Consider the following 25,415-nt stretch of genomic DNA (forward strand, 5'->3'; position numbering starts at 1 on the left):
TTGTCCTTTAGTATTATAGCGGACTATCAGTCTTATTGAAAGACTTTGTTATTGCTTGGACACAATGACTTTTTGTTGCCATACATTTTTTTGAGTGTTAAAGGCAAATACTAGGAGATAGCTGATACCAGTCATCAAGGCCATACTACCCGCAATCGAGATATCAAAATGACGCGCCAGCAAGTAACCACTAATCACATTCCAAATTGCAAACAGACAAGACACAGCTATTAAAGGCAATAGTCTATTAGTTAGCAACTGCGCCGTAATCGGAGGACCAACCATAAAAGCAATCATAACAATGACCCCTACCGCATTAAATGTCGTAACAGCTGTAATCGAAACTAAAGTCATCAATAAATAATTCAATAAAATTGGCGAGAAGCCAAGAGTAGTCGCTAAGACAATATCAAAACTAGAAATGGTTAGTTCCTTATAAAATAGTGCGATGACAAGAGTATTTATCAGTAAAATGATAAGGCTAGGCAGTAAAGATTCTGGGACACTAAGCCCTAAAATTTCCACCCTATTTAAAGGAGCAAAAACCAATTCACCTAATAACACCATATCCGTATCAATGTGCGTATTGCCTAAAAATTTACTGATAATGATGACAGCTATGCTGAATAGGAGTGGGAAAACAACCCCAATAGATGATTCTTCACTCAGAAGTTTTGTGTTTTTTATTACCTCAACAAAATAAACGGTTAATAAGCCCATTACTACCGCTCCAATAAATAAAAGTGGTGATGTCAAGTCTTTTGTCACCAAATAGCCTAAGACAATCCCTAAAAGTACCGTATGACTAATGGCATCGCTCATCATGGCCATACGTTTCAGCACTAAGAAAACTCCTACCAAAGAGCAAGATAAACTAAAAAGAACCGCTAAGATAATCACTTCCATTTGCATGGTGGTCATAGAGTATCCACTCCCTTTCTGAATGTTTTCGATGCTTTCCTTTGCTTTCTCCAGAAAACACCTCTTTTAGGAGCAAAGACTAAACTGAAAATAACCACACAGCTAACTATCAAAATAATGGCTGGACCAGTTGGGATGCGGTCAATACTTGATGAAATATAGGTACCTCCTAAGCCTACAAAACCACCAATCAAAGAAGCTAAGGTCATCATCCTAGCCAGACTACCTGTCCACTGCCTTGCAGCAACTGCAGGTGCAATCATCATGGAGCTCATCAGTACAACACCAATTAGTTGGATCCCAATAATCACTGTCGTAACAATCATAAAAGAAACTAATAGTCGTAGTCTAGCCAAAGAAAAACCTAGACTATAAGCAAAGTCTTTGTCAAAGATATAGGTTTTTAGTTGTTTCCAAAAAAGTACCGTTAAAACAAACAAGAGACAAGTTACAGCAAGCATGACCAGAATATCCGCCTGTAGAATAGATGCTGCTTGACCGAATAAAAATCGTGTCAGTCCTGCTTGGTTAGAGTTGGCAGACTTTTGAATGATGGAGAGGCAAATAAGTCCCAGACCAAAAAACATGGCCATCATTAAAGCCATAGCACTATCCACTTGCGTTTTTTTAGCATTAGAAACCAGATGAATCAAAAAAACCGATAGTAAACCAGCCACCAATGCTCCAAAAAGCAAGACTTCAGTTTGTTTACTGTTGGTCACCATAAAGGCAATGCCAATTCCTGCCAAAGAAGAATGTGCAATACTATCCCCTAACAAGCCTTGTTTATTCAAGACCGCAATGGTTCCGCTGATACCAGACGAAATCCCCAGAAGGAAACTTCCTAGCGCCACAATTTGAAACGTATAGGTCCCAAAAATAGAGAAATCAACAATCGTTAACAAAACAAGTCACCTCCATAAGGGATGCCATAAGTTAATTTAAGATTGTTCTCAGTAAAGGTGTCGCTAACCGTTCCATTAGCGATAACCTGTTTATTAATTAAGGCAACACAGTCAAAATAAGTCGCTACCGTTGACAAATCATGATGAACAGCAATAATCGTTTTGCCATTTTCCGCTAATTTTTTCAGGATATTTGTTAAAATCGACTCAGTGGTCACATCAACACCCTTCAAAGGCTCGTCTAATATATATATTTCAGCTTCCTGAACTAGCGCTCGGGCCAGAAAAACCCTTTGTTGCTGCCCACCTGATAAATGCAAAATTTGTTTATCTTGGTACTCTAACATGCCTACTTGACGCAAGGTGTCTCGTACCACTTGCTTGTCCACTTTTTTAGGTCTTCTAAACCAGCCAAGATGCCCATATCGTCCCATCATGACTACTTCGAAAACCGTAACTGGAAAATCCCAATCTACACTAGATACCTGTGGAACATAAGCGATTTTTTTTAGGCAACTTTTTTTATCTTGATTGGTCGTATGGAACATTTCAAAATTTACTTGGCCACTATCGACCTTTAATAACCCCATAATCGCTTTCAGTAAGGTGGATTTCCCTGCGCCATTTGGACCAACAATGGCCGTTCTCTTACCCTTTAAAAAATCAAGTTGAATAGCTTCTAACACCTGATTTCCCTGATAAGAAACACTAACATCCTGAAAGGACAAAGCCACTTGAGGGGTTAATTGCTTATCTATCATTTTGGTCAACCTCCCACTCTACGACTATTCTTTCAGCAGCTTGTTGTGAGATTTCTACCATTTTAGTGCCAATTTGGATAACAAGCGTCTGGTCATATGGCAGTATTTCTCTGATGAACAGAATTGTCTCTAAGCTGATTTCCTTTCTTTCTAGATAAGCCAAGAGCCCTTCTTGCTCATGAATAGCATGTACCTGTGCTTGCACACCGAGTGGCAAATCGCTTAGACTTCCAATCATCCGGCTTTTCTCAATATGGCGATTGCCATAAATAATCTTTCCATGTGGGCAAAATTCTGGATGATCCAGAAACTGGTCTAATCTATCTGCTAGTAAGTTAGAGGTCGCATGTTCCAGAACTTCTGCATCATCATGCACATCATCCCAAGTATAACCAAGATAATTCACCAAAAAAACTTCCCACAGGCGGTGTTTGCGAATCAATTCTTTTGCCTCTTCTTGGCCTAAACTTGTTGGCATCAAACCTAATTCATCATCTCGTTGTATTTTACCCACTTTTATCAACCGAGCAACCATTTCTGTTACTGATGGCGCCGAAACGCCTAGATAAGTAGCAATATCCTTATTAGTAATTTTTTCCTGTACTTGGTTTTTTTCAAATATATATTTGATATAGTCTTCTTGATTGATTGACATTTTACCACTCCTTTAGGTTAACCTAATTTTTATTTTATCTATTTTTGTTTAAAAATCAACAAAATATATTGGTAATTAGGTTTACTTTAGTGTATTATAGCATTAATTAGGTTCGCCTACAAATAAAAATTAGTCTTACCTAAAAAATGAAAAGGAGTTTTACTATGAAAAAACTATCGATTTATCTCTTAGGCCTCTGCCTATTTTTAATAGGGTGTCAAACTGCTTCATCCTCACCTTCAACAGCAAAAGATGGGGGACTAGAGGTTTTAGCCACTACAACAATGATTGCCGATTTAGTAGAAAATATTGGTGGTAGCCATGTTAAGGTTACTAGTCTAATGAAGGCCGGTGTGGATCCCCATCTTTATAAAGCCAAAGAAAGCGATGCTGCCAGTATGCAGTCAGCCGACCTTGTTTTTTATAACGGGATTCATTTGGAAGCAAAATTAAGCGATGTGCTTGAAAAGTTGCCGAATACAAGTAGTATGGAAGCGGCTTTGGATAAAAGTGATATTCTAGAAGAAGATGGTGGTGAAGACCCACATATCTGGTTTGACATTTCTCTATGGAAAAAAGCTGCCACTCATATTAAAGAGACCCTAGCTCAAAAAGATGCCCAGCACGCAGATGATTATGCTGCCAATTTAACCAAGTATTTAGCAGAGCTAGATGATTTACAAAGCTATGTCACAAAAGAATTATCCAGCATTCCAAAAGAGCAACGTGTCTTAGTAACGGCTCATGATGCCTTTAATTATTTTGCAAGGTCTAATGACTTTCAAGTTAAGGCCATTCAAGGGGTTAGTACTGAGTCAGAGGCTTCTACTTCTGCCATCAATGCTTTAGCTGAATTTTTGGCTACCAATCAGATTAAAGCTATTTTCACTGAATCGTCTATTTCTCATAAAACCATTGAATCATTGCAAAAAGCCGTACAATCCAAGGGGGTCGACTTAACTATTGGAGATGAGCTATATTCAGACTCGCTAAAAGAGAATAGCAGCTATATCGAAACTTATAAATTGAATGTTGATGCCATTGTCAAAGGATTAAAATAAATTCAAAACCGGAAAAATCTATAAAAAATAATATCTATTTCTAAATCACAAGGGGCTGGACAAAAAGTCCAAATGGTAACCAAATAAAAGAGTTTCCCAGAAATCTATCCGTACAGAACGGTGTATAGCATATCTGACGCACAGTGGATGTTTCGGCTTCAGCCGATTACAACCACGTAGACAGCTAAGCCAGTGAGACCTAGGCTCACGGCGGTGCCACCGTTCCCATTTCGGATAGATTTCTGGGGAACTCTTTTATGATTTAGAAACTTTTTTTATTTTATTACAGACTTTTTGCCCTGCCCCTTGTTTGAATTGCAGGATGAACTTTTTGCCCTGCTGCTTACTTTCTATAGATTTTCGCCTATAAGAAAGGTACAATAAACCTTAGAGTTGTCTGATTTTTCAATCTACGATAACTTGTTCTGAGAATGTCTAGAATGGAGTGAAATGAATGACCAAGAACCAACAAGTACCTCGTGATCAAGTAAATGCTCAAGAAACCTGGGATATGACCCTACTTTATCCTAGTGATACTATTTTTAAAAATGAACTAAGCCATATCGAAAGAGTTTTGCCTCAGTTCAAAACTAGCTATGAAAACCGCTTGAATGAACTCGAAACCCTAGATAAGGCATTCACTGATTTTGAATCTCTTTTAGCGAACTTCTACCGTCTAGGTGCCTATGCAACCTTACCTACTACGGTTGACCGTTTTAATGAAACAGTCATTGATAATGCCAATCGTTATCAACAAGCTAGCGCTATTTGGGCAGCTTCCACCTCATTTTTTGACAGCGAATTAGCTACCTTATCTGATGAGTTGTTAGACCAATTCGTTGCGGAAAAACGTCCTGATTTGGCTTACGTCATTGAAAAAATCAAACGGGATAAAAAACACCGTCTGTCAAAAGATGCTGAACAAGTTTTGTCTAATTTCAGAAGCTTGCCTGACTTTTATGATTTGTATGAAATCACCAAGTTTGAAGACATGGATTTTGAATCCTTTACAGTTGATGGAAAAGACTATGAAAACAGCTATGTCTCTTATGAAAACCTTCATGAAATGGATAACAATACCGAAATTCGCAGAAAAGCTGCTGATAGTTTTTATAAGACCTTGAGAAAATACAAGAATACGACTGCTAATGAGTACATTTCTCATATTAAAAAAGAAAAACTTGTGGCAACCATGCGTGGCTACGACAGTGTTATTGACTATTTGTTAGACCAACAAGATGGTAACCGTGACCTTTATGACCGCCAAATCAACCTCATTATGGAAGAGTTGGCGCCACATATTCGTCGCTATATGAAACTTTTGGCAAGAGAGCACCAGATTAACGATATGCAATTTGCCGATTGTAAGATTAACTTAGACCCCGATTATGAAGTCGATATGACCATTCCAGAATCCCGCGACTACCTCAAAAAAGCTCTGGCTGTGCTAGGCGAGGACTATGGTCAAATGATTGATGAAAGCTATGACAAGCGTTGGACGGACTTTCCACAAAATATTGGCAAGAGTACGGGTGGCTTCTGTTACACAATTGGTGGTGTAGCTGCCTTTATCCTGCTTTCTTGGACCGGTAAGATGAACGAGGTCTTTGTCTTAGCCCACGAATTAGGACATGCCTATCACTTTATGCATTGTGGCGAGAAACAAAGTATGATGAACCAAGATTGTTCGCTCTATTTTGTAGAGGCACCATCCACTTGTAATGAAGTATTGGTATCTAATTACTTGCTAAAAACTAGTAGTGACGCTAGATTTAAACGTTGGGTTATTAGCAATATGATTAGCCGAACTTACTACCACAACATGGTGACTCACTACCTAGAGGCTGTCTTCCAAGACCGTGTCTACAAAAAACTGGACGCTGGTGACATGTTTACTGCTGACATTTTGTCTACCATCAAAAAAGAAGTCATGCAAGAATTCTTCGGCGACAGCTTGGACATCAATGATGGCGCTGAATTAACTTGGATGCGCCAACCACATTACTACATGGGCTTATATCCATATACCTATTCAGCTGGTCTGACAATTGGTACAGCTGTGGCTAACAAGATTGAAGAAGACCCAAGTCACGCACAAGTTTGGTTGGATACACTTGGAAAAGGTGGCAGCATGTCTGCACTAGATTTGTGTCAATCAGCTGGCTGCGATGTATCGACTGATAAACCATTAAAAGACGCTATTGCTTATGTTGGTTCGCTAGTAGACCAATTGTACAAGTTGACGGATGAGTTGAAATAGAGCTTATATTCATCGAGTCTTCTGGCTATCTGCCAGAAATGAGAACGGTGCACTGCTCTCATTTTTGATATTTTTCCCAGAAACTCTTTTGTTTAACTATGATAAGGACTTTTTACCTATCCCTATCTATCAATTATTAGCACAAAAAAGCTAGGTGCCCCTATAAAGGACACCTAGCTTTTTATTTTATTCCATTCGAAGTGACTCTACTGGGTCTTTCTTGGCAGCTATTCTTGAAGGAATAATTCCAGCAATTAGTGTTAAAACCATACTAATAAGAATGAGGATGCCCCCAGCTTGCCAAGGTAGCGAGGTAATGCCAGCTACTCCTGTCAGATTTTCCACAATGTAATTGATTGGAATATTCAACAACAAGGTGATAACAATTCCTAAGAGCCCTGCAGCAAAGCCTTCGATTAAAGTTTCAGCATTGAAGACGCGTGAGATATCCCCTTTAGAAGCTCCTATAGCACGCAGGATCCCAATTTCTTTGGTTCGTTCCAAGACAGAGATATAGGTAATAATCCCAATCATGATAGAAGAAACCACTAGAGATATGGCCACGAATGCAATCAATACATAGGTAATCATATCGACAATCGCAGTGACTGAAGACATAATCAAGCCCACTTCATCCGTGTAGTTTAACACCAAGTCTTCCTTACCAGCATCTCTAGCTTTTTGACTGTAGGCCTCGATTTGAGTTTTCAAGGTATCCTTCGCAACAAATGACTTAGGATAGAGCTTAACGCTAGATGGGTTTGCCAAATCAACCACCCCAATTCTAGCTAGATTATCATCATAAGTAGCATTGATATTTTCGTTGAAGCGATTGACATACTCGGTTAGCTGCTCAGGAGTCATGGCTGCCAGAGCCATTTTTTCTTCTTGGCTGAGGTCATTCATGGAAAATGTTTGCTTACTATCACTTGCCACAAAATCCCTGTTTGTAAAAATATTACGTGTTGGATTAGCAACTTGGTCTTTGGCAACCAGACTTGCTTGCACTTTTTCAATAACATGGCTGCTCAGATCTTTCGTATACCCAATCCCACCTGAAGTAGAAAGTCCTTGCGTTTCTGGTTTTGGCTTAATCACCCCTACCACAGAAATCGTTTCGGAATCATCTACCAATTTCTTCATAAAGTCAGCATCATCTGATTTATCGACCCAGATATCGCCTTCTTTGACAAAATAATCACTGTTAAGCACCAGTTTATACTTCAAACTCATCAAATCATTTAAGGCATAGCGTAATGGTGCTCCCTCATCTGAGCTGCTAGTAGATGAATCAGTCTGCGCCTTGTCTCCAGAGGCTTCTTTAATTAAGTCGTCTAGTTCTTTTTGTGACTTGAGCCCTAGACTGTAGAGGGCATAGTCGTTAATCTCGCTGTTGCTATCGGCAATAAGAACGACTTCATTGTAGGCACTTGGCATGTGACCGATAAGCACATCATACTGCGAATTCAAGAGTTCTTGATTGTCCATCAGTTCTTCCCAGACATCTGTACTGTAAAAGCTGGAGCTTCGTGGACCAATTGGAAGATTGGACGATGTGTTCATTCCCAGCTTCTGCCCTACTGGACTCGGATTGACTTGTACTGCTCCATCAGTGGTATCATTTTGATAGAGGTTTAAGTTGAGATTGTAGGCATACTGGATACTGTTGGTGTCTTCCTTAAACTCTTCCGGATGTTCCTCCAAATAGGTTTTGAACGCTGCCAAATCGTTGTGCTCAATATTGGATGACAGCATGTGAGACAGCATTTCATTGGCATAGATATAGCCTTCTTCATGGGTTTCTTTCTTTGCACCGATACTTTCTAGCAGCGCTGATATATTATTTGTCGACTCATTTATGGTTAATGGATAGGAAGTCAAGGTATCTTCTTGCACCTTATTAATATAACTTTGAACCCCCGTGGATAGGGAAAGAATCAAAGCAATCCCGATAATTCCGATGCTTCCAGCAAAAGCCGTTAGAATCGTCCGCCCTTTTTTCGTCATCAAATTGTTTAAACTAAGTGATAAAGCGGTTAGATAGGACATGCTGGTTCGTTTAGGGTTAAATTCTCCAGACTCTTCATTACTTAATGACGGGTCAAAGGGATTGGAATCTCCTACCACACGCCCATCTAATAAATTAACAATCCTGGTTGAATACATCTGTGCCAAATCAGGGTTATGGGTCACCATGACAACCAAACGGTCGTGAGCGATTTCTTTAAGAAGCTCCATAATCTGTAGCGAAGTTTCTGAATCAAGAGCCCCTGTTGGTTCGTCAGCCAATAGAATATCTGGGTCATTGACAAGGGCACGGGCTATGGCAATCCTTTGCATTTGACCACCAGACATTTGACCGGGGCGTTTGTTTACATGGTCTTCCAAGCCAACTTTCTTTAAAGCTTCCAAGGAGCGGCGCCGACGTTCTTGTCTAGGAACTCCTGACAAAGTCAGTGCCAGTTCCACATTGGCAAGCGCGGTTTGGTGGGGAATCAGATTGTAGCTCTGAAAGACAAATCCAACTGAATTATTGCGGTAGCTATCCCAATCTCGGTCCTTAAACTCCTTTGTCGAACGACCGTTAATGATTAAGTCTCCACTGGTATATTGGTCTAAGCCACCGATAATATTGAGCAAGGTTGTCTTCCCGCTCCCACTCTGTCCTAAGATAGACACGAATTCATTTTGCCTAAATGACAGATTCACTCCATCCAAGGCTTTTTGAGTTAATCCAGCAGTCTCATAAATTTTACTAATATTTTTTAACTCTAACATTTTTTCACCTTAATCTTTCTTGTCTGCATCAACTTTCCTCATAGCTTGAACGTTATAAACGTAGTATTTGTTTTTAGAAAATGCTAATACCAAGCAACATAGCCCGTTTCTCTATAATTTCCATCTTTATCCCTTAATCCATTCAGTGCCATACTTATCCATTTATCCCTATCAAATGGCTCTGGAGGATTTATCCATTCTTTTAATACCTTTGTTTCTGGATTAAATTCAACAAACCCCTTATAGTCTTCCTTCCCCTCAGGATAAACCTCATACCGATAAAACCCATCAATATAGCTTGTTAGCTTAAACGATACCATAGCTTTCTCTCCATTCATCCGACTTCTTACATCTAACTGGATACTTTTTAATGCATCAACACTTAATATAGGCATAGCCTACCACTCTCCATTTAGAATGACAAGAATATCATCTTGGAGTAAAGTATAAAAGCAAGAATGGATTTAGATAAAAAGACCCTAACTCTACTTGAAAGTGTCACTCAGTAGATTTTTTACAAATGAAGCTGATGGGAGCTAAAAAAGATACTAGTAAAGAAGGACCATTTTTAGGACTTGCGATGTATTTACTAGGGTTTATATGAGTTTTATACTTTATTTAACAGAGAAATTTGTCAACCAAGTCTCATTTTCTATTGGCTTTATGCTCAGCCTAATCTTCCTCAGCGCCTCCATGAGTATCCTCTACTTTTATTTGCAAACGTCACTTGCGGGGGAAAGAGAAAAGTATCTTGGTCTTCGAAAACTCGGCTTGTCTATCAAGGAAATTCGTACAGTGGTGACAAAAGAGTTGCTTATTTTAATCTTTGTTCCATTTTTTCTGCGACTATGCTAGAATTCTTTGTCTTGTTTAGTCTACGCAATAATATTTCACCTGTCTTCTTCCAAATGTCAGCTCTTGGAGCCGGAATCTTTGCTATCTTGTTTGCCTTAGGTTTCTTGATTATTCGAAGAGTTTATGTGGCTAAGTTGGTAGATTAGTCTTGTATGTTATGTAAACAAATCTCCCATATACCTATTAGAAATGAGAATGGTAGTAGGCTCAGAAAAATAGTTATAAAGAATACCATCTATTTCTAAAGCATAAAAAAACGGGTGGAAAATTCATAACGAATGACACCCTCCTATAAACCATAAAAGAGTTTCCGAAACATCTATCAGAAACGGCGATGCCACTGTTTTGATTTCCGATATATTTCTTGGAAACTCTTTTGTGATTTAGAAATAGCTATTACTCTTCACGGACTTATTGCCCAATAACTGACGAATTATGAGAAGAACTGCCCAAATCCATTCATTTACTGGGAGTAGAAGTGCTCTATTCCTTCCAGCAGGGTCATAAATAATTGCGTGTTTTATTTCGCGAAATGCCTTAGAACTGAGCTAGTAAAAGGAATATCATATGTTTGCTGCCAGAGGTAAATACCTTTAATAAAATAAGGCATCTCTAAGATATTCTGTAACCATGATCTATTTCATGATCGTTTTCTTTAATTATTTCATAACCTAAATCATGTTTAGCTGGATAGTTTCCGTATATCTTTCTTGAGGTTAAAAACTATCGTCTGAAAAGATATTCTGAAATTTCTTTGCGCGTCTACACATATCGTCAAGGACAAGCTCGCGAATATCTGATGTAAGGACTTCTCGCTGCCATTCACGTTCTTCGGTCATTTTTTCGGGGTCGTCTGGGTTGGCGGCTTTAATAGCTCGTAGCGCATAAAATGCGGCGCCTAATTCGTGATCGGCCATGTGAGCAGTGGCGACAGCATGACCAGCAGCACGAGCAGCTTCTCTCGCTGCACTTTTTGTTTCACGAGCAGCGGCATGCGCTGCATATGCAAACTCTCTCGCCTGCATCATCGTAATATCGCCACGTGCCCATGCACGAGCAGCTTCTATAGCTTCGGCTGGGCGTAGATCATCATGACATTGATCCTCAAATAGAAATAAAACTCGTTCGGCACATTTTGCAGCCCAAAGAGCTAAAGACTGATGTATTTTATCGTTAAGTGTACCGCCTCGCTGTATGCGGACAAGTCTTGGGTCGCGGTTGCCAGCGTTTTTCTTTCCCATATCAGTTCCTTTCTTATTGTTGTTACTTGGTGGTGCAGGAAGGCAACGCCTACTTTGCAAGATAAAAGCTCTAAGCTGCATACCAATTTATTGATTTTTACTTTGTGGAAGCTTCAAAGCCCTATTGTTTAAGCGTTTCTACCCCTTGTCACTATTATGACATCTTCTTCTGTAAATGGCTTAAATTAGATGCACTTTCTCATAATTCGACCGACAATCCCCCAAAAATAGTAATATAACCTGCAAATGTTGCGAATTATGAGAAAACCTATCCAAATTCAGGCATTTACTGGGAGTAGAAGCACTCTATTCCCAGTAAACGGCTCAAATTAGATGCATTTTCTCATAATTCTACCGATAATCCCTAAAAAGAAGTAAAATAACCTGACAATATTACGGATTATGAGAAAAGCTGTCCAAATTCAGGCATTTACTGGGAGTAGAAGCATTCTATTCCCAGTAAATGGCTCAAATTAGATGCACTTTCTCATAATTCTACCGATAATCCTTAAAAAGTAGTAATATAACCTGACAATATTACGGATTATGAGAAAAGCTGTCCAAATTCAGGCATTTACTGGGAGTAGAAGCATTCTATTCCCAGTAAATGGCTCAAATTAGATGCACTTTCTCATAATTCTACCGATAATCCCTAAAAAATAGTAATATAACCTGCAAATATTACGGATTATGAGAAACGCTGTCCAAATCCAGTCATTTACTGGGAGTAGAAGTGCTCTACTCCCAGTAAATGGCTCAAATTTGATGCACTTTCTCATAATCCGTTTCATTATTATTGATTTGAATCCAAAAACATTAGCTTTAAACCGTAAAAAAGTCACTACTTAGCTCTCGAAAACGTTTGCCTAACACTGTTACTTCTGTTTCAAGCTCATAAAGTTAGCAACTGCGCCAATCAGATTGGCTTGGTTGTTGAACTGGCAGGTTTCAATCTCTATAACCAAGCCTTTTGCCATGACTTGTTCTCTTAATCGCTCAACCTTCGTTCGTACAATCGGCAATAAATCTTCACGACTTGAAATACCGCCACCGATTAGCACCTTATCAGGATTAAAGCTAACTGCCAGATTAACAATGGCTCTAGCAAGGTAGTCATACATCTTATCAATCACAGCCGAAGCTTCTTGATTCCCAGCATCCGCCAAGTCAAAAAGCTCTTTCCCAGAAAGCTTTTGTCCGTCCAAATGGTCTCTCCCAAATTTTCGTGCAACAACAACTGGGCTGGCTAGCCGACTGAGGGTTTGATTGCCTTCCATCAGCATATAGCCAAATTCGCCGCCGAATAATTGAGGACCTTTGACCAATTCTTTATTCAAAACAAGTGCCCCACCGATACCACTTCCAATAATTAAAAAGAGACTGTTAGCCACATCTTTTGCTGCACCACGCCAGACTTCAGCTAAGGCTGCACAATTTGCGTCATTTTCAATGGTGACTGGCAGATGAAATACTTCTTCTAGTTGACTAACAATTGGAAACCCATGAATATAAGGTACAGCACTAGTCCCACCAATAACTCCTGCCGCAGAATCAACCGCACCGGGGACGCTGAGTGCTACACCGGTAATTTCCTCTTGCTCTTTAAAACTGTCGACAACTACCTCTAAATGATTCTTCATCTCTTGCCAAGTATCTGGTCTTGGAAAAGAATCAGTGTGGCTCAAGTCATCATCTTTCCATAAGCCATATTTCACAGCCGTTCCACCCACATCGAATACTACAATTGCCATAACTGACCTCCATTTCTAGGACAAAACTTTTTCTAAGGCAGACTTATCCAACTCTGGGTATTGCCCAAAGAATTCTGAGAGTTTTTCAAAAACCATCCTGTTCTTACCTTCAATATCACTCTCAACTTGTAGGACTAGCAGCGGTTCATGCAAACTCATCCGCAATAAGAACCAACCTTGTCCAAAGTCACCAAAAAAGTTGACACGAATCCCTTCCTCATTGTCAGAATCCTTTTCAAACCCTTCAGTACGACCAACAAAGTCCTCCATATCCGCAATAACCGTTTCACCGTATGCATAGTACTCGTGGGTATTGATCTTAAATCGAACCTCTTGAGCTTCTACTGGTTGTTGCAATTCTGAGATAAGGTCGCTAATCTCCGTACCATTTGCCCTGAGTTGTGGAATCAACATTAGAATTTTTGCAATAACATAGGCACCGTCATCAAGGAAATAGTTCTCCTTAAAGGCGGCGTGTCCGCTAGTTTCAATGGCGAGTGGCGTGTGAATCCCCTGCTTATTTAAGTCAATCGCCTTGTTAATCACATTTCGATACCCACTCAAATAGCGAACTTGTTTGCCTCCCAACTGATTGATAAAGTCTTTCAAATGGGTCGAAGTTGGTGAATTGGTTACGATGGTACTGCCCGGCTCCGCACTCAAAACAATCTGTGCTAAGACCGCTATCAGATTATTCCGATTCAAAATATTGCCAAACTTGTCCACCACAGCACTACGGTCCACATCCGTATCAAAAATGACGCCTAGATCAGCCCCGTTCGCAAGAACCGCCTGCCGGATACTCTCCATAGCTTCCGGATTATCTGGATTCGGAATATGGTTAGGAAAATGACCATCTGGTTCCAAAAATTGACTACCTGTTGTATCTGCCCCTAATTCAGCCAAAACTTGCTCAGCAAAGAAACCACCAGCACCATTTCCAGCGTCGACAATGATTTTGAGTCCGCTTAGAGGTTTTGCTTCCTTCGTGCCTGTTCCTTGACGAATTTTTTCAACCAAGTCATTGGCATAAAGTGAGATTAGTTCTTGACTAGACACTTGACCACTTGTTGCCAAGTCATTCTTCTGCCTGTGGTTTAAGATATACTCAATATCCTCATGCTCCAGCCCACCATCTCGACTAAAAATTTTGATGCCGTTAAAGTAATAAGGCAGATGGCTAGCGGTAATCATGACACCTGCATCACAGTTAAAGTCGGGAAACTGCGTTGTTTTGAACATGGCTGGCGTTGTCGAAAGCCCCGTATCGATAGCATTTGCTCCTTGAGAAACTATTCCTTTGATTAAGGCTGCTTTCAATCGATCACCAGACAAGCGACTATCTTGTCCGACTGCGATAGTCAGTTTTTGACTAGCTAACACCTCTCCCAAATCTTTTTCTTGGACTAACCAGTTAACAATGCCTCGACCAATTTCTTCTACTATTTCTTCCGTTAAGTTTACGGAAAGCTCGTCAGTTGCGATGGCAATGCCACGAATATCCGAACCGTTTTGTAAATGATGTGTGCTCATGTGATGCCTCCTTAAAGTTTTGGTTGATAAGTTCTGAGTTGAATTTTTCTGCTAATACTTCTCTGCTAATATTCAGTCAAAAATTTACCATCCCTTTCCTTATCATTATAACAAATCCCAATACTGAAAAGGTTTTATATTTCAATAAATTCTTGAAAAGATGACTACATTTTTCTACGAGAAATCTAGCAAAAATCATATACTAGTTATTTAGCTTATACAACTCATTTGCCCATGCTAAAATTACAAGATAGAAAAGGTGTTCCTTCACTCTTTCTATTATTAGAAGCTTTGGGGCTGGGCAAAAAGTCCATAATGACTAATATCTATTTTTTAAAAGCACAAAAGAGTTTTGCAAAAATTTTATCAAAAATGAGAACGGTGGCACCGCCGTGAGCCTTGGTCTCACTGGCTTAGCTGTCTACGTGGTTGTAATCAGCTAAAGCCGAAACATCCACTGTACGCCAGCTATGCTTTTCACCGTTATTTCTGATAAAATTTTTGCAAAACTCTTTTGTTTGAATAGCAGCATGGACTTTTTGTGCAGCCCCTACCTCTACTATTTCTTTCCCATAAGAGAAAAATTACTTTAAAATAAAGCTCTATTAACAAAGAACTTTTACTTATTGTCACCATCAACATCCTTCAAAAATTCAGCAGCCTCTTTATATTTTTCAATTCGCCTATGGTCTTCCTCACTTAGCTCTGTCAACCGTGATAAGTCAGAATTATGTTTCAAATCAGCTAATTTTACTACTCTTGCAATTGGATTGCTTTTAACTACAGCAAGGTAATCAAAATAGGATACATCTTTAGCATGTGTCATCGCTTTTACCGCTGATATGACATCCTCTGGAATTCCTTGCTCACGCAAATCTTGTTCGGTTAAACTTGTATCTTCCAACACATCATGCAGATAGGCAGTAGCCCTTTCCTCATCACTATTAACAAAGCTTGCGACCGTTTTTGGATGCTCAATATAGTCAATCCCTGCCTTATCCTTTTGTCCGGCATGTGCACGAGTAGCTATCCCTAAGGCTCTCTCTACAAGGTTATTAGATGGATGATTTGTCATTTGATCCCTGCTTTCTTTTATTTTTCAACTTACAAAATGGTAAAGTCACTAAGAAAAGTTTAACAACTTAATTGGTTAAAAACAAACTATATTGGCAGTCACAGCATAAATAACTGAATGACTTATAAACGTCTATAATAAATTTCAATATACACAAAAACGCATTGAAATGAGCTATAATAAAGCCATATATATCGGAATTACTTGGAGGAATAGCTAATGAAATATGAAATTAAAGAAATTTTTGATGCTAGCGAAAAAGAAAATATCACTAAAACCGTCTTATATAACTTGCCGGATTGGTTTGGGACTGCCCGAAAGTACCCAAGAGTACATAGACGAAGCACAAAATATGCCTTTCTTAGCTTGCTACACTGAAGGGAATTTAGTAGGATTTGTTGCTTTAAACGCAACGAGTAAAGACTGTGCGGATATATTCGTTATGGGCCTTATGAAAGAGTACCATCGTAAAGGTGCTGGACGAAAGCTAAACGAAGAGTACGAAAAACTAGCGAGAAGACTCGGTTACACCTACTCACAAGTTAAAACCGTCAAGATGGGGCATTACCCAAACTATGACATCACAAATAATTTTTATATTGCCATGGGCTACAAGGAGTTAGAATGTTTTCCAAACTTATGGGATGAGTGGAACCCTTGTCAGATTTATGTTAAGTATTTGGGTAACTCTATAACTTCATAACTATCTTTCTAAATTAAAAAAAGCCTCCTGATTAGGAGAGCCCGAAATGATCCGTGTCATCTATTGCTTGATTGAAATTATTCATCAACATTTTTACTTTATATTTTGCCAGCCATCTAGTTCTTGCTCAGTGTAGGTCTCTTCTCCTGAGTTCAACCCTTCTTTAGTTTTAATATAATCTGACTTTTTAACTTTAGTATTAGTTGCAAGCCTGTCAATTTCATTCAATCTTTTTTGTATATCTTCAAGTTTTTCTTGAATTTCTATTCCTTCTATCATTTCATCATCAATGAAAGAAAGAAAATTACTAATCTCTTTAGAAATCTCCAAATAACTACAACCGATTTGATAATTTTTCTCGCTGAACTCTTTATACTTAAAATTTTTTTGTGCTGCAAGAACAATTGTAAGTATCAACGGTAACAGAAACATTACATGATTTAAAAAAGTATCTTCTAAGTATAGGGCGAAAGTATCTTTCAAGCTTGGTAATAGACTAACACTTGTTAAAGCACTTAGAATTATGGAGATCCAAGATAGAGCAGAATCGTATTTTTGTTGTCGATAAGAGGCATTAAAATGTTTTTTCTTCCCATAGATTGCATCTGCTCTTCTTTGCTTTAGACTTCGTATACTATTATCGTTCATTAATATTTTTCTCCCTTAAGTAAGATTCATATAAAATTTGTAATATTATCTTTTTCTCAGCACTTTTCATAACTTCTAACGCTTCCTTTCCATGACAGTCTCTTAGTTTCTTTTCACTCCCACAAGGACATTGAATATGCCCTCTATATTTTTTACATTTTAGAAAATATTGAACTAAATTTAACACATCATCAGTGCTATCTACTTTAAAATATTCCTGATAATATTCTATTATACCTAAAGTTCCATGACTTCGCTCACCAAAAGGATAGATTTTATATTTCTGGTAATACTCATATGAAAAGAAATATGGTATAACAAAAAAGTCAATCCATCTGACTAAAATATCTTCTCCACCCTGTTTGAAAAAATTATAAAGCTCAGGAAGAGTCGACAAGCATAATGACTTATCAGTATAAAGATGAGAGTATTGTTTGACTATTTTTTTCGAAATTTCTCTAATAGTGGGTACAATAACTGCTTCGTCAGCATCAAAGATTATTTGAATCGTATAGTCATTAATAAAGTGTACCCCTTGAAATTCATGATTTAAATGTAAGTTTCCTTCTAGAATTTTTTTATTATCCTTTACTTGATAAGTAAATTCAGGGTATTTAGATAAAAAATAATATATTTCCTCATTCATAAATTAGGCTCCCCATGGTTTCGGAGTTGCAATTATTTGTTTAGGTGGATGTATTTCATACTTACTCTTATTCAAGTTATTATTTACAAAATCACTACCAAACGAATTTGTCAAAGTTGCAACAAACTGCTCATCACTTTTGGAGAATCCATCAACAAAATCTTCTTTTAATTGCTTAATCCAGTCATTAAATATACTAACTATTTCAGCGTCGTTGTTCCAAGCATCAACCAAATTATCATTTGGGTTTATAGGATTTGGTAAATACCATTGGTTGTTTTTATACTCAATCTGGTTATACTTATTACCATATGTCGCCAAAAAATACTGAGCTCCAACAACCTTTTTTTTAGTATTAATTTTTAGAGCATTAGCTATATTGCTTAGTAAGCTAAAAACACCTATACTTTTATTTCTCTCTAAATCAGCTATTTGAGCAGAAAGTGTTGTAATTATTACTGACGATGGCTTTTTTTTACTTTTTTTACATTTGTCATAGTAAATATCTCTATGACGTTTGATGATTTGAATTACTCGCTGCAAAGCAGATCTATTTAATTCCTCCGGTATTTCTTCAATAGAAGAATATAATGTTCCTCTATATTCACTAAAAATCTTACTTCTATTGCCTAGCCAAGAATGGAACTTAAATGGTTGATTAATTTTATCGAACCAATCGCGATAGGCTTTTGGATTTGATATATACCATGAATAATTTAATCCAATTTTGTTTGTAATGGCAATCTCTGTCCCCTTTTCTTTATTAAAATAGACGCTTGGTACGATATCCATTGAAAACTCATCTTCATAAACAAGAGTCCAACATTTATCATATTCAGTTTTATCCATCTTATCTTTATAAACTTGATTTTCATCCAAATAACCTTTTATCTGCAACTTTGTTTCCTTTGGTGTTGTATCATTGCAATACTTTCCGGAGTTAATTATGAAATCTAAATCAAAAGAGTGATTCTTTTTAAGAGGGCGGATAACTGTTCCTATGGCGAATGACCCTTGAGGATAGATATCAAAATCTGGATTTTTAGATTGTAAATATTTTCCTAAATTAGTGTATCTTTCTTTAGCTGCTTCGAACATAGTTGGTGTGATATCCAACTTTTCAACCAACCGTAAAACATCTTTTTGTCTTTTTTCAACATTTCTCATTTCCCTTGTCAGCTCCTTATCTAAAACGTAAGTTCGTATACTATCAGATTATCATATTCAACAAAAAGAAACAACTACATATAGTATTTGTTTTCACTTTTTATCCATTTTAATCTATATGTTGTGTTTTTTTAACAATGTAACATCATTGTAATCTGCGGAAATAAAAATTTAACCCTGTTGGACTACGATACTTCTCAGAAAAAATAAAAAGGAATATAATACACTTTCAGATTGTCGAAAGTACTCATCTTTTTCTTTGAAGCTAGAATATTTTCAGTTCTTCAATTATTAGCTTACTGTTGTATTTTTTTATTGGGTTAACACAGTGACTTTACACAATAAATGATTTGACAAACAATCATTATATTCTCATGGCCTACAAGGAGTTAGAATGTTTTCCAAACTTATGGGATGAGTAGAACCCTTGTCAGATTTATATTAAGTATTTGGGGAATGAAGCTTAGGCTTCAATTGAAGAGGATTAGAAAAGTAACACATAGGCTAGGAGTACTCTACTTCAAAGCCTATGTGTTATTTCTTTACGGATTTTCAATTCATGCTTTATTCATACTTCATTATTGCTGAAATAGTAAACATTCCCTTTCCCCTCATAATTATCTAACTCAGGGTTATGGACCAAACCTAAAGATTCAGCAGTTTTTCTTGAAGGTATATTTTGATCTAAGGTTAGAGCCACAACCTGATAGTTGTTATCTAATTCAGCTAGTACATTCTCAATAATAGCAGAAGCTGCTTCTTTCACGAATCCTCTCCTTGATTTGGATGGATCAATTCTATAGTAAACATTTAAGAATTCGACACCCTTTATCAAAACAAACTTTAAACCACAAGTACCAAATACTTTGTTGTCTTCTTTATCGATAAGTGAATAGTAGCCAAATCGATGTTTTTCGTGATGTGTTAACCACTCATCAAATGTTTTTTGAAATTCATCCATGTCTTTGACCGGACCACTAGGATTATATACATTGGTTTGAGGGTTTGCGTGGATCTTATATAGAATCTCAAAGTCATCTTGTTTTGGAAGTCTAATAATCAGTCTTTCAGTTTCTAAATATTGCATTAAAAGGCCTCCTTGCTAATTGCTTGTTCTTCAAACCTAAGCTCTTATATTAGAAACCACTAGTCCATAGCTTTCACTTTCTCCTCAATAAAATTAATATCATTTTGATCAAAACCGTATTTTGTATAAAGCTGTTGATCAATTTCAGGAATTGATTTACTCCAGTCAATATCAGAGTGTGGAGTGAAGTCTTGGAGAGGAACTTTTGACCATTTTTCTTTCGTATTATCTTGCGTAATTTTTAACACTGCCAACATTGTTCGAGCAAACTTTCCTTTTATATATTTTAAAGCATTGTTTGCTTCTTGTTCATTATCGAATTTACCAATTGAAATATATGTTTCAGTGAAACCAACGTTTGGAGCAATCACAAATGGTTCTCCTATTAATGTAGCTGCTGAACCATCTTTTGAGATACCTGCTCCATACGCTTTTGGTAATATAACACGCCAACTATCATAGGCAAAAGGTTCATTGACATAATCACTCCGAATATACCTATATGTTCTAGTATTATTAAATCTCCCCTGAATTAGTGTATATGAGTACCCATCATTTGGTTTCTCCTCAAAGAAAATCAAATTATTAAATTTATCGAAAGCACCCGTTCCAATATCATTTTGATGTCCTTTTGATTGCATTTCTTTTATTTGTGGATAATCTTCATGTAGTTTGGCTGTCAAGCGATAAATGCCACGACCCGATATAACAGAAGATAGCACCTCTCCTTGATCTAAATCAATTAATTGGGATATTTTATTTAATTCTTCAAAACTTGTAAAAGATTTGATTGCTCCAAATACTTCATTCTTATTTTTATATAAAATTACAACTCCCCCAGCAATTCCTACATTAGGGAAAACCTTTGATGAATTATGCTCATAAAATACAATCTGAATGTGACTGTCATTTAACATTTTTTGGTTCCATGCTTTAGGAGTAGACCCTGCATTAAATAGGAATCTAGCAGGCGAAATTAATAAATATTTCTCTCCAATTTTATCAGCAAGGTCATAGAAATAGTTGTAAAGTGCATCATCCCTAGCACTTGTTCCGCTATTTTCTTGATACGGCGGATTCCCCACCACTACATCAAATTTCATTATTTTTTACCTCCAAACAATTCATCGCATTTTGCTTCAAAGTCACCTTCACCTCGAGCATAAGGTGTTGTGTCAAGGTAGACAATGTGTGAGTCATCAATGCTCTTTGCTTTTTCGTCGAATCCAAAGATAAAGTTACGTGCAATGTTATAGATAATTTCACTTGGTGCAAAACCATATACCTGATTCTCTAAAATGTGTTTCAAACGCTCATCGCTATTAGGAATTTTATCTTCCAACCCAACATACAGTCGTTTCACAATCTCTGTAATATAGAGACCAGACTTCATATACAAGTCAGCAAATGTCTTATCAGGATTGGTAAAGTCTTCCGGACTTTCGTCTTGCAACTTATCAACCATCATCTTCACAACTTTTTTTGGTGTGAAAATCTGATTCGTTTGCTGTGGTGGAATGTAATCAAAGATATCTTCTTCTTGATCCTCGTCAAAGTAATTCGCCAAATCTTCACGTTTTCTCAAGAATTCTTGGACTGATTCATCAAATACTACTGCGTCAAAGAAGTCGTAATCATCACGCAACATTCTAAACTGATGTAAAGTAATACCAGTAACTTCTTTGAACACTTCATCTTTAATGGTTCTATCAAAACTGTCAAGAGTTGTGGTCTGTTCACCATAAGCCATCAAGAATGATGGAATGGTTCTTGCAAACCCACGTAAGCGAGCACGTACATCTTCTTCAACCGTATTCTTTTTCTTATCTTCTGCTTTTACAAGTACTTCTTCTGCACCTTTTTGAGCCACTTCTTTGGTTTTGGTTTCCACAGTAGTGATGATTTCCTTTTTGAACTCCTGTTCAATATTGGCTTTTTTTGCCTCATAGGCGGCTTTTACTTCTTCCACTTTTGCATCATCATTCTTAGCTGCTGCAACTTCTCTTTCATAGTCTGCTTTAGCAACATTTCGTTTGATGTCAGTTTGTTTTTCCACGACTTCTATTTCTCGAGCTATGATGTTAGCTTTCATTTTAGCAACTTGTTCTCCAGCTTTAGCAGTTAAACCATTATTCTTAGCCAGGTCTTTGAAGGACTCTTGTGTATTTGCGATAAAGCTTTTCGCTATCTCTTTTGGTAGATCACTTGTTCCTTTTTCAACTGCCTTTTCTGCAGATGCCTGTATTCCAGAATAAACCTTAGGACCAAATTTCGCCTCGGTTGTAGCTATCACGATATCTTTATTTACTGTTGCGTTTCCTTCATTATCTACCTGAACACCTTTTGTATCAATTGGTTCCTCCGTCTTACGTGGGACAGATTTACCAACATCGACTGGATTCAGTTGTTCTAGAATCTCTCTTGCACCTGCTGAAGCAAAAATACCAGAGACGTTTTGGAAAAGTAGGTTGGACATGAAACCGCGGCGAACTACTTCTTGTGCTTTGATGACTTTAGGAATTGTCAGCACTTGATTGACATCAAGTTCAATCATCTTTCCGTCATTATCTTCGGCGATAACTGGGAAAAAGTTTAGTAATTTTCGAATATTAGTTTTCCGATCATCACTAGTTCCACCGCCACCTGTCGTTTTACGTGACAAGTTATTAGCAAATTCATCGTAAATCGTAAGGGTACGTTCAGGAGCAAAGTCAAATACATAGGCATTTTCTTTTTGGTACCATGTGCCGTCTACCTCATAAGCCCATGGATTTTGGGCACGAAAAGCTGCTTGCATGTATAGGCTTGGCGACTTCATGTTAGAGAGCATCAATACGCCAGTCCATTCTGGCACCGTCACTCCGGTTGTTAATTGACCTACTGATAGCGTAATGGTCTTCTTATGTGTGGCGATTGCTTGACGAACACGGTCTAAGGACTTTTGATTGATTATTTGGTCATCATCGCTAGCACGTCCATCTCCTGCAGCCAATATGATTTTATACTCTTTAAAAACAGGATGCTCTTTTAGGAGCTTTTGTAGAGCTCTGGCACTGGCTACTCGGTTTAATAGCCAAAAAGTATGCTTTAATTCAGCTTGCAACTCTGGAGTTGAAAATGGATACTTCTCATTATGCGACAGTGTGTCTAGCCATTTCTTGATGTCTGCTTCATGAATAAACTTCTCTTTGTCATTGGTGGCAAAAAATTCATTTAGGTCAAAGGCATAATCCATATTGTTGCCGTCAATCTCGGCACCTTTATTAACTTCACCTGTAATCATCTGACTCACTTGATAGGAGAACATATTTAATCGAGGTAATTTTTCGTATGGATTGTTTTCTTCTAAACTTTCAACCCATAATGATTTTGCTTTCTGCTCGTCCGTATAAGTCCAGTTAAAAATTTGGTCATCCTGGAATTCACCTGAGGCGACTGCTTTGAAAGGTGTACCCGATAAATGTAATGTAAAGTTACGTTTTATATTTTGGAAAGCAATATCTGTCTTGAATGTGTCTACTCCTTCATGACTTTCGTCAATGACAAGTAGGTCCCATTCAAGTTTTTGTACCCATTTTAATTTGTTGTAAGGTCCACCAAAATCAATGGCTCCCTTTAAATCTTGTAGCGATATAAAGGCAATCATACCTTCCTTGGGATTCTTTTCATCTTCTAGCAATTGAGCGGTAAAGTCATCACGGCTCATTACTGGACGATCTTTTAAAGAATCACTAGTCGAAACAAAGGCAAAGTCTGTCTGCCATGCAATGAATTTTTCAAAGTCATCAAACCAAGAGTTGGCAATAGCAGGTCGGTTCGTAACAACTAAGACCATCTTAGCTTTCATTTTTCGAGCTAGATCATAGGTCGTCAAGGTCTTACCAAATCGTGGTTTAGCATTCCATAAAAACTTGCCACCTTTATGCTCTTTAAGATAGGCCAAGGTTTGAGAAACCGCATTGGTTTGTTCATAACGCAAAACATAGTCCAACTCTTCTTTTACTTGGCTCATCTCTTGGTTACGAAAATCATCGAAATCAAGTTGTGCTTCTTCTGGGTTACCATTATAGAAAAACCATTCTGAGCGCTTTTTACTGCCTGGGAAATACTGCTGTTCACGACGCTTAAATTTTCTCAAAAAGGCATGCAACTTCTTATCATCAAACCATTCATCAGAGTGATTATATTTAGCAGAATTAGACCAAAGCAAATCATATCTTAATTGACCAGCAGGTGTTTGGGTTTGTTCTTTGATTCGTTTATGGACATCATAACGGTCAGTATACCCAATCTTGATATTCCCTACATCAAAATAGCCCGGTGTTCCTTGGTTTTCAGGCAATATATACGCATAAACCTGTGGATAAATTGTTTTTGTTGTTTTAATGACTGTGTTATTGCTCATCCCTATTTAACTCCCTTATCAAAAAATTCTTGTTTTTTAGTCTCCCAATTCATTACTTTGACTCGTTTTCCTGGTTTTATCTTCCATTGTTCCTCAGGTTCTTCCCCATCAAATAATGACATTTGATATTCTACAATTCTCTCTTTTTTCTCAGATAGTGGGATAATGTATTTCAAGCCATCCATCTGAAACAAGTTATAACTAATGATTTCTGCTATGTCTTCAAACAAACCCAGCGATGGTTCTTCTAACCATTTTTGAACATAATAATCTCGGTAGGTGTAAAGTAGGTTTTCTCTGGCAAGTAATAAAGAGTCCCCGCTCCACTCAAACCCATAGCTTGATTTGTAGGCTTCCATAACTAATCGTTGCCATTCTGCCTTATCATCAATCTCCTCATTAATTCGCTTAAGTTTGCGATCAACAAAACCCACTCGTTCAGCAAGTGGAACAAGAATTCCCGTTTCCATGTCATAGCGAGTTGCCATATAAGGAGCCTCACCACAAGTAATTTCTAACCATGTATGTTTGACATAGGTTTCTATATCGTCGTTCAAAAAATCTTCATCAACCTTATCGTTTTGTTTTTTTACTATCCAAGTAGGCGTAAAGACCTCTGCTTTAGCTTTGGTTCGCTCTTTTTGCATTTCTTTTGACTTTAAAGCTCGTGGTTTAATAATGTTTCCCATTCTTCCAGTTACAAGCTCCGGTTTCATTTGAGCGGTAGCAGCATATTCTTTTATACCATACCTAATATAGTTCTCATTCGCCCAAATGATGTTTTTTCTTGTTTTTTGAGTTGATGCCGTTCTATCAATTAAGAGAATATCTAAAATACCTGGCATTTGTTCACGAATTGTATTTTCTAAAATGTCAGTAGAGCTGACTTCTTCAATTAGTTTATCTTTATCCTCTTCAGTTACATTGCGTATTGACTCTGCTACCAAGTAGCCGCCTCCTTTC

The 25,415-nt window shown here is 37.7% G+C and carries 21 protein-coding genes; 4 read left to right on the top strand and 17 right to left on the bottom strand.

Going from position 1 to position 25,415, the window contains the following annotated elements; all coding sequences use genetic code 11:
* Window positions 1-48: 48 nt before the first annotated feature.
* From NPA36_RS02325 to NPA36_RS02340, 4 genes are read right to left on the bottom strand one after another with little or no spacing between them, the layout of a single operon-like run.
* The gene (locus NPA36_RS02325) at window positions 49-921 is read right to left on the bottom strand and encodes a metal ABC transporter permease (RefSeq protein ID WP_256944495.1); all 873 of its coding nucleotides are present in this window, start codon (window positions 919-921) and stop codon (window positions 49-51) included.
* A complete protein-coding gene (locus NPA36_RS02330; protein ID WP_256944496.1) occupies window positions 918-1,826 on the bottom strand; it encodes a metal ABC transporter permease in 909 nt (302 codons plus the stop codon). The genes NPA36_RS02325 and NPA36_RS02330 overlap by 4 nt, the downstream gene beginning before the upstream one ends.
* Window positions 1,820-2,587, bottom strand: coding sequence for a metal ABC transporter ATP-binding protein (locus NPA36_RS02335; RefSeq protein ID WP_256944497.1), 768 nt, complete (start codon window positions 2,585-2,587; stop codon window positions 1,820-1,822). Before NPA36_RS02335 ends, NPA36_RS02330 begins: the two co-directional genes overlap by 7 nt.
* Complete coding sequence (locus NPA36_RS02340; RefSeq protein ID WP_256944498.1) at window positions 2,577-3,242, bottom strand: metal-dependent transcriptional regulator; 666 nt, start codon at window positions 3,240-3,242, stop codon at window positions 2,577-2,579. Before NPA36_RS02340 ends, NPA36_RS02335 begins: the two co-directional genes overlap by 11 nt.
* Before the next feature lie 164 nt (window positions 3,243-3,406).
* On the opposite strand from NPA36_RS02340, the gene NPA36_RS02345 reads away from it, so the two are divergent.
* Both NPA36_RS02345 and pepF read left to right on the top strand, forming a co-directional pair.
* Window positions 3,407-4,303, top strand: coding sequence for a metal ABC transporter solute-binding protein, Zn/Mn family (locus NPA36_RS02345; RefSeq protein ID WP_256944499.1), 897 nt, complete (start codon window positions 3,407-3,409; stop codon window positions 4,301-4,303).
* A 454-nt stretch (window positions 4,304-4,757) separates the two neighbouring features.
* Window positions 4,758-6,563 carry an oligoendopeptidase F gene (gene pepF, locus NPA36_RS02350; protein WP_256944500.1) on the top strand — a complete coding sequence of 602 codons (1,806 nt, stop codon included), beginning with the start codon at window positions 4,758-4,760 and terminating at the stop codon, window positions 6,561-6,563.
* 186 nt (window positions 6,564-6,749) lie between these two features.
* Here the strand turns inward: pepF and NPA36_RS02355 are convergent, their stop codons facing one another.
* Both NPA36_RS02355 and NPA36_RS02360 read right to left on the bottom strand, forming a co-directional pair.
* Window positions 6,750-9,341: an ABC transporter ATP-binding protein/permease gene (locus NPA36_RS02355; RefSeq protein WP_256944501.1), complete on the bottom strand. Its 2,592-nt coding sequence runs from the start codon at window positions 9,339-9,341 to the stop codon at window positions 6,750-6,752.
* 83 nt (window positions 9,342-9,424) lie between these two features.
* Window positions 9,425-9,736 carry a hypothetical protein gene (locus NPA36_RS02360; RefSeq protein WP_256944502.1) on the bottom strand — a complete coding sequence of 104 codons (312 nt, stop codon included), beginning with the start codon at window positions 9,734-9,736 and terminating at the stop codon, window positions 9,425-9,427.
* Between the two features lie 471 nt (window positions 9,737-10,207).
* Here NPA36_RS02360 and NPA36_RS02365 point away from each other — a divergent pair, with 471 nt between their 5' ends.
* Complete coding sequence (locus tag NPA36_RS02365; RefSeq protein ID WP_256944503.1) at window positions 10,208-10,342, top strand: hypothetical protein; 135 nt, start codon at window positions 10,208-10,210, stop codon at window positions 10,340-10,342.
* A 570-nt stretch (window positions 10,343-10,912) separates the two neighbouring features.
* Here NPA36_RS02365 and NPA36_RS02370 read toward each other — a convergent pair.
* The 4 genes from NPA36_RS02370 to NPA36_RS02385 all read right to left on the bottom strand — a co-directional run bounded on the left by NPA36_RS02370 (window position 10,913) and on the right by NPA36_RS02385 (window position 15,796).
* Complete coding sequence (locus tag NPA36_RS02370; protein WP_256944504.1) at window positions 10,913-11,437, bottom strand: putative immunity protein; 525 nt, start codon at window positions 11,435-11,437, stop codon at window positions 10,913-10,915.
* 875 nt (window positions 11,438-12,312) lie between these two features.
* Window positions 12,313-13,188, bottom strand: a complete 876-nt coding sequence (locus tag NPA36_RS02375; RefSeq protein WP_256944505.1) for an ROK family protein — start codon at window positions 13,186-13,188, stop codon at window positions 12,313-12,315.
* Window positions 13,189-13,203: 15 nt separating this feature from the next.
* On the bottom strand, window positions 13,204-14,721 hold the full coding sequence (locus NPA36_RS02380; RefSeq protein WP_256944506.1) for a phosphohexomutase domain-containing protein: 1,518 nt from the start codon (window positions 14,719-14,721) through the stop codon (window positions 13,204-13,206).
* 619 nt (window positions 14,722-15,340) lie between these two features.
* Window positions 15,341-15,796, bottom strand: coding sequence for an HD domain-containing protein (locus NPA36_RS02385; protein ID WP_256944507.1), 456 nt, complete (start codon window positions 15,794-15,796; stop codon window positions 15,341-15,343).
* A 226-nt stretch (window positions 15,797-16,022) separates the two neighbouring features.
* On the opposite strand from NPA36_RS02385, the gene NPA36_RS02390 reads away from it, so the two are divergent.
* Window positions 16,023-16,499 carry a GNAT family N-acetyltransferase gene (locus NPA36_RS02390; RefSeq protein WP_456237496.1) on the top strand — a complete coding sequence of 159 codons (477 nt, stop codon included), beginning with the start codon at window positions 16,023-16,025 and terminating at the stop codon, window positions 16,497-16,499.
* Window positions 16,500-16,592: 93 nt separating this feature from the next.
* On the opposite strand, the gene NPA36_RS02395 is transcribed toward NPA36_RS02390, so the two are convergent.
* The 7 genes from NPA36_RS02395 to NPA36_RS02425 form a co-directional block, all read right to left on the bottom strand.
* Window positions 16,593-17,147 (bottom strand): SLATT domain-containing protein, encoded by a 555-nt coding sequence (locus NPA36_RS02395; protein ID WP_256944508.1) that lies wholly within the window; start codon window positions 17,145-17,147, stop codon window positions 16,593-16,595.
* Entirely contained in the window at window positions 17,137-17,793 is a 657-nt protein-coding gene (locus tag NPA36_RS02400; RefSeq protein ID WP_256944509.1) for an SEC-C domain-containing protein, read from the bottom strand. Before NPA36_RS02400 ends, NPA36_RS02395 begins: the two co-directional genes overlap by 11 nt.
* Before the next feature lie 3 nt (window positions 17,794-17,796).
* Window positions 17,797-18,960 carry a nucleotidyltransferase domain-containing protein gene (locus tag NPA36_RS02405; protein ID WP_256944510.1) on the bottom strand — a complete coding sequence of 388 codons (1,164 nt, stop codon included), beginning with the start codon at window positions 18,958-18,960 and terminating at the stop codon, window positions 17,797-17,799.
* A 568-nt stretch (window positions 18,961-19,528) separates the two neighbouring features.
* Window positions 19,529-20,047, bottom strand: coding sequence for a GNAT family N-acetyltransferase (locus NPA36_RS02410; protein ID WP_256944511.1), 519 nt, complete (start codon window positions 20,045-20,047; stop codon window positions 19,529-19,531).
* Window positions 20,048-20,106: 59 nt separating this feature from the next.
* Window positions 20,107-21,150: an Eco57I restriction-modification methylase domain-containing protein gene (locus tag NPA36_RS02415; RefSeq protein WP_256944512.1), complete on the bottom strand. Its 1,044-nt coding sequence runs from the start codon at window positions 21,148-21,150 to the stop codon at window positions 20,107-20,109.
* Window positions 21,150-24,452: a DEAD/DEAH box helicase family protein gene (locus tag NPA36_RS02420; protein WP_256944513.1), complete on the bottom strand. Its 3,303-nt coding sequence runs from the start codon at window positions 24,450-24,452 to the stop codon at window positions 21,150-21,152. The genes NPA36_RS02415 and NPA36_RS02420 overlap by 1 nt, the downstream gene beginning before the upstream one ends.
* A 2-nt stretch (window positions 24,453-24,454) precedes the next feature.
* A complete protein-coding gene (locus NPA36_RS02425) occupies window positions 24,455-25,399 on the bottom strand; it encodes a restriction endonuclease (RefSeq protein WP_256944514.1) in 945 nt (314 codons plus the stop codon).
* Between the last annotated feature and the right edge of the window lie 16 nt (window positions 25,400-25,415).

Origin of the sequence: Granulicatella seriolae, assembly GCF_024543085.1 — a bacterium.
Lineage (GTDB): Bacteria > Bacillota > Bacilli > Lactobacillales > Aerococcaceae > Granulicatella > Granulicatella seriolae.

Bases quoted from the DNA above. Each gene is read 5' to 3' on its own strand.
- NPA36_RS02340 (WP_256944498.1), bottom strand. From the start codon at position 3,242: ATGTCAATCAATCAAGAAGACTATATCAAATATATATTTGAAAAAAAC.
- NPA36_RS02405 (WP_256944510.1), bottom strand. From the start codon at position 18,960: ATGAGAAATGTTGAAAAAAGACAAAAAGATGTTTTACGGTTGGTTGAA.
- NPA36_RS02335 (WP_256944497.1), bottom strand. From the start codon at position 2,587: ATGATAGATAAGCAATTAACCCCTCAAGTGGCTTTGTCCTTTCAGGAT.
- NPA36_RS02390 (WP_456237496.1), top strand. From the start codon at position 16,023: ATGAAATTAAAGAAATTTTTGATGCTAGCGAAAAAGAAAATATCACTA.
- NPA36_RS02380 (WP_256944506.1), bottom strand. From the start codon at position 14,721: ATGAGCACACATCATTTACAAAACGGTTCGGATATTCGTGGCATTGCC.
- NPA36_RS02400 (WP_256944509.1), bottom strand. From the start codon at position 17,793: ATGAATGAGGAAATATATTATTTTTTATCTAAATACCCTGAATTTACT.
- NPA36_RS02415 (WP_256944512.1), bottom strand. From the start codon at position 21,150: ATGAAATTTGATGTAGTGGTGGGGAATCCGCCGTATCAAGAAAATAGC.
- NPA36_RS02325 (WP_256944495.1), bottom strand. From the start codon at position 921: ATGACCACCATGCAAATGGAAGTGATTATCTTAGCGGTTCTTTTTAGT.
- NPA36_RS02370 (WP_256944504.1), bottom strand. From the start codon at position 11,437: ATGGGAAAGAAAAACGCTGGCAACCGCGACCCAAGACTTGTCCGCATA.
- NPA36_RS02345 (WP_256944499.1), top strand. From the start codon at position 3,407: ATGAAAAAACTATCGATTTATCTCTTAGGCCTCTGCCTATTTTTAATA.
- NPA36_RS02395 (WP_256944508.1), bottom strand. From the start codon at position 17,147: ATGAACGATAATAGTATACGAAGTCTAAAGCAAAGAAGAGCAGATGCA.
- NPA36_RS02420 (WP_256944513.1), bottom strand. From the start codon at position 24,452: ATGAGCAATAACACAGTCATTAAAACAACAAAAACAATTTATCCACAG.
- NPA36_RS02375 (WP_256944505.1), bottom strand. From the start codon at position 13,188: ATGGCAATTGTAGTATTCGATGTGGGTGGAACGGCTGTGAAATATGGC.
- NPA36_RS02385 (WP_256944507.1), bottom strand. From the start codon at position 15,796: ATGACAAATCATCCATCTAATAACCTTGTAGAGAGAGCCTTAGGGATA.
- NPA36_RS02355 (WP_256944501.1), bottom strand. From the start codon at position 9,341: ATGTTAGAGTTAAAAAATATTAGTAAAATTTATGAGACTGCTGGATTA.
- NPA36_RS02360 (WP_256944502.1), bottom strand. From the start codon at position 9,736: ATGCCTATATTAAGTGTTGATGCATTAAAAAGTATCCAGTTAGATGTA.
- NPA36_RS02410 (WP_256944511.1), bottom strand. From the start codon at position 20,047: ATGCAATATTTAGAAACTGAAAGACTGATTATTAGACTTCCAAAACAA.
- pepF (WP_256944500.1), top strand. From the start codon at position 4,758: ATGACCAAGAACCAACAAGTACCTCGTGATCAAGTAAATGCTCAAGAA.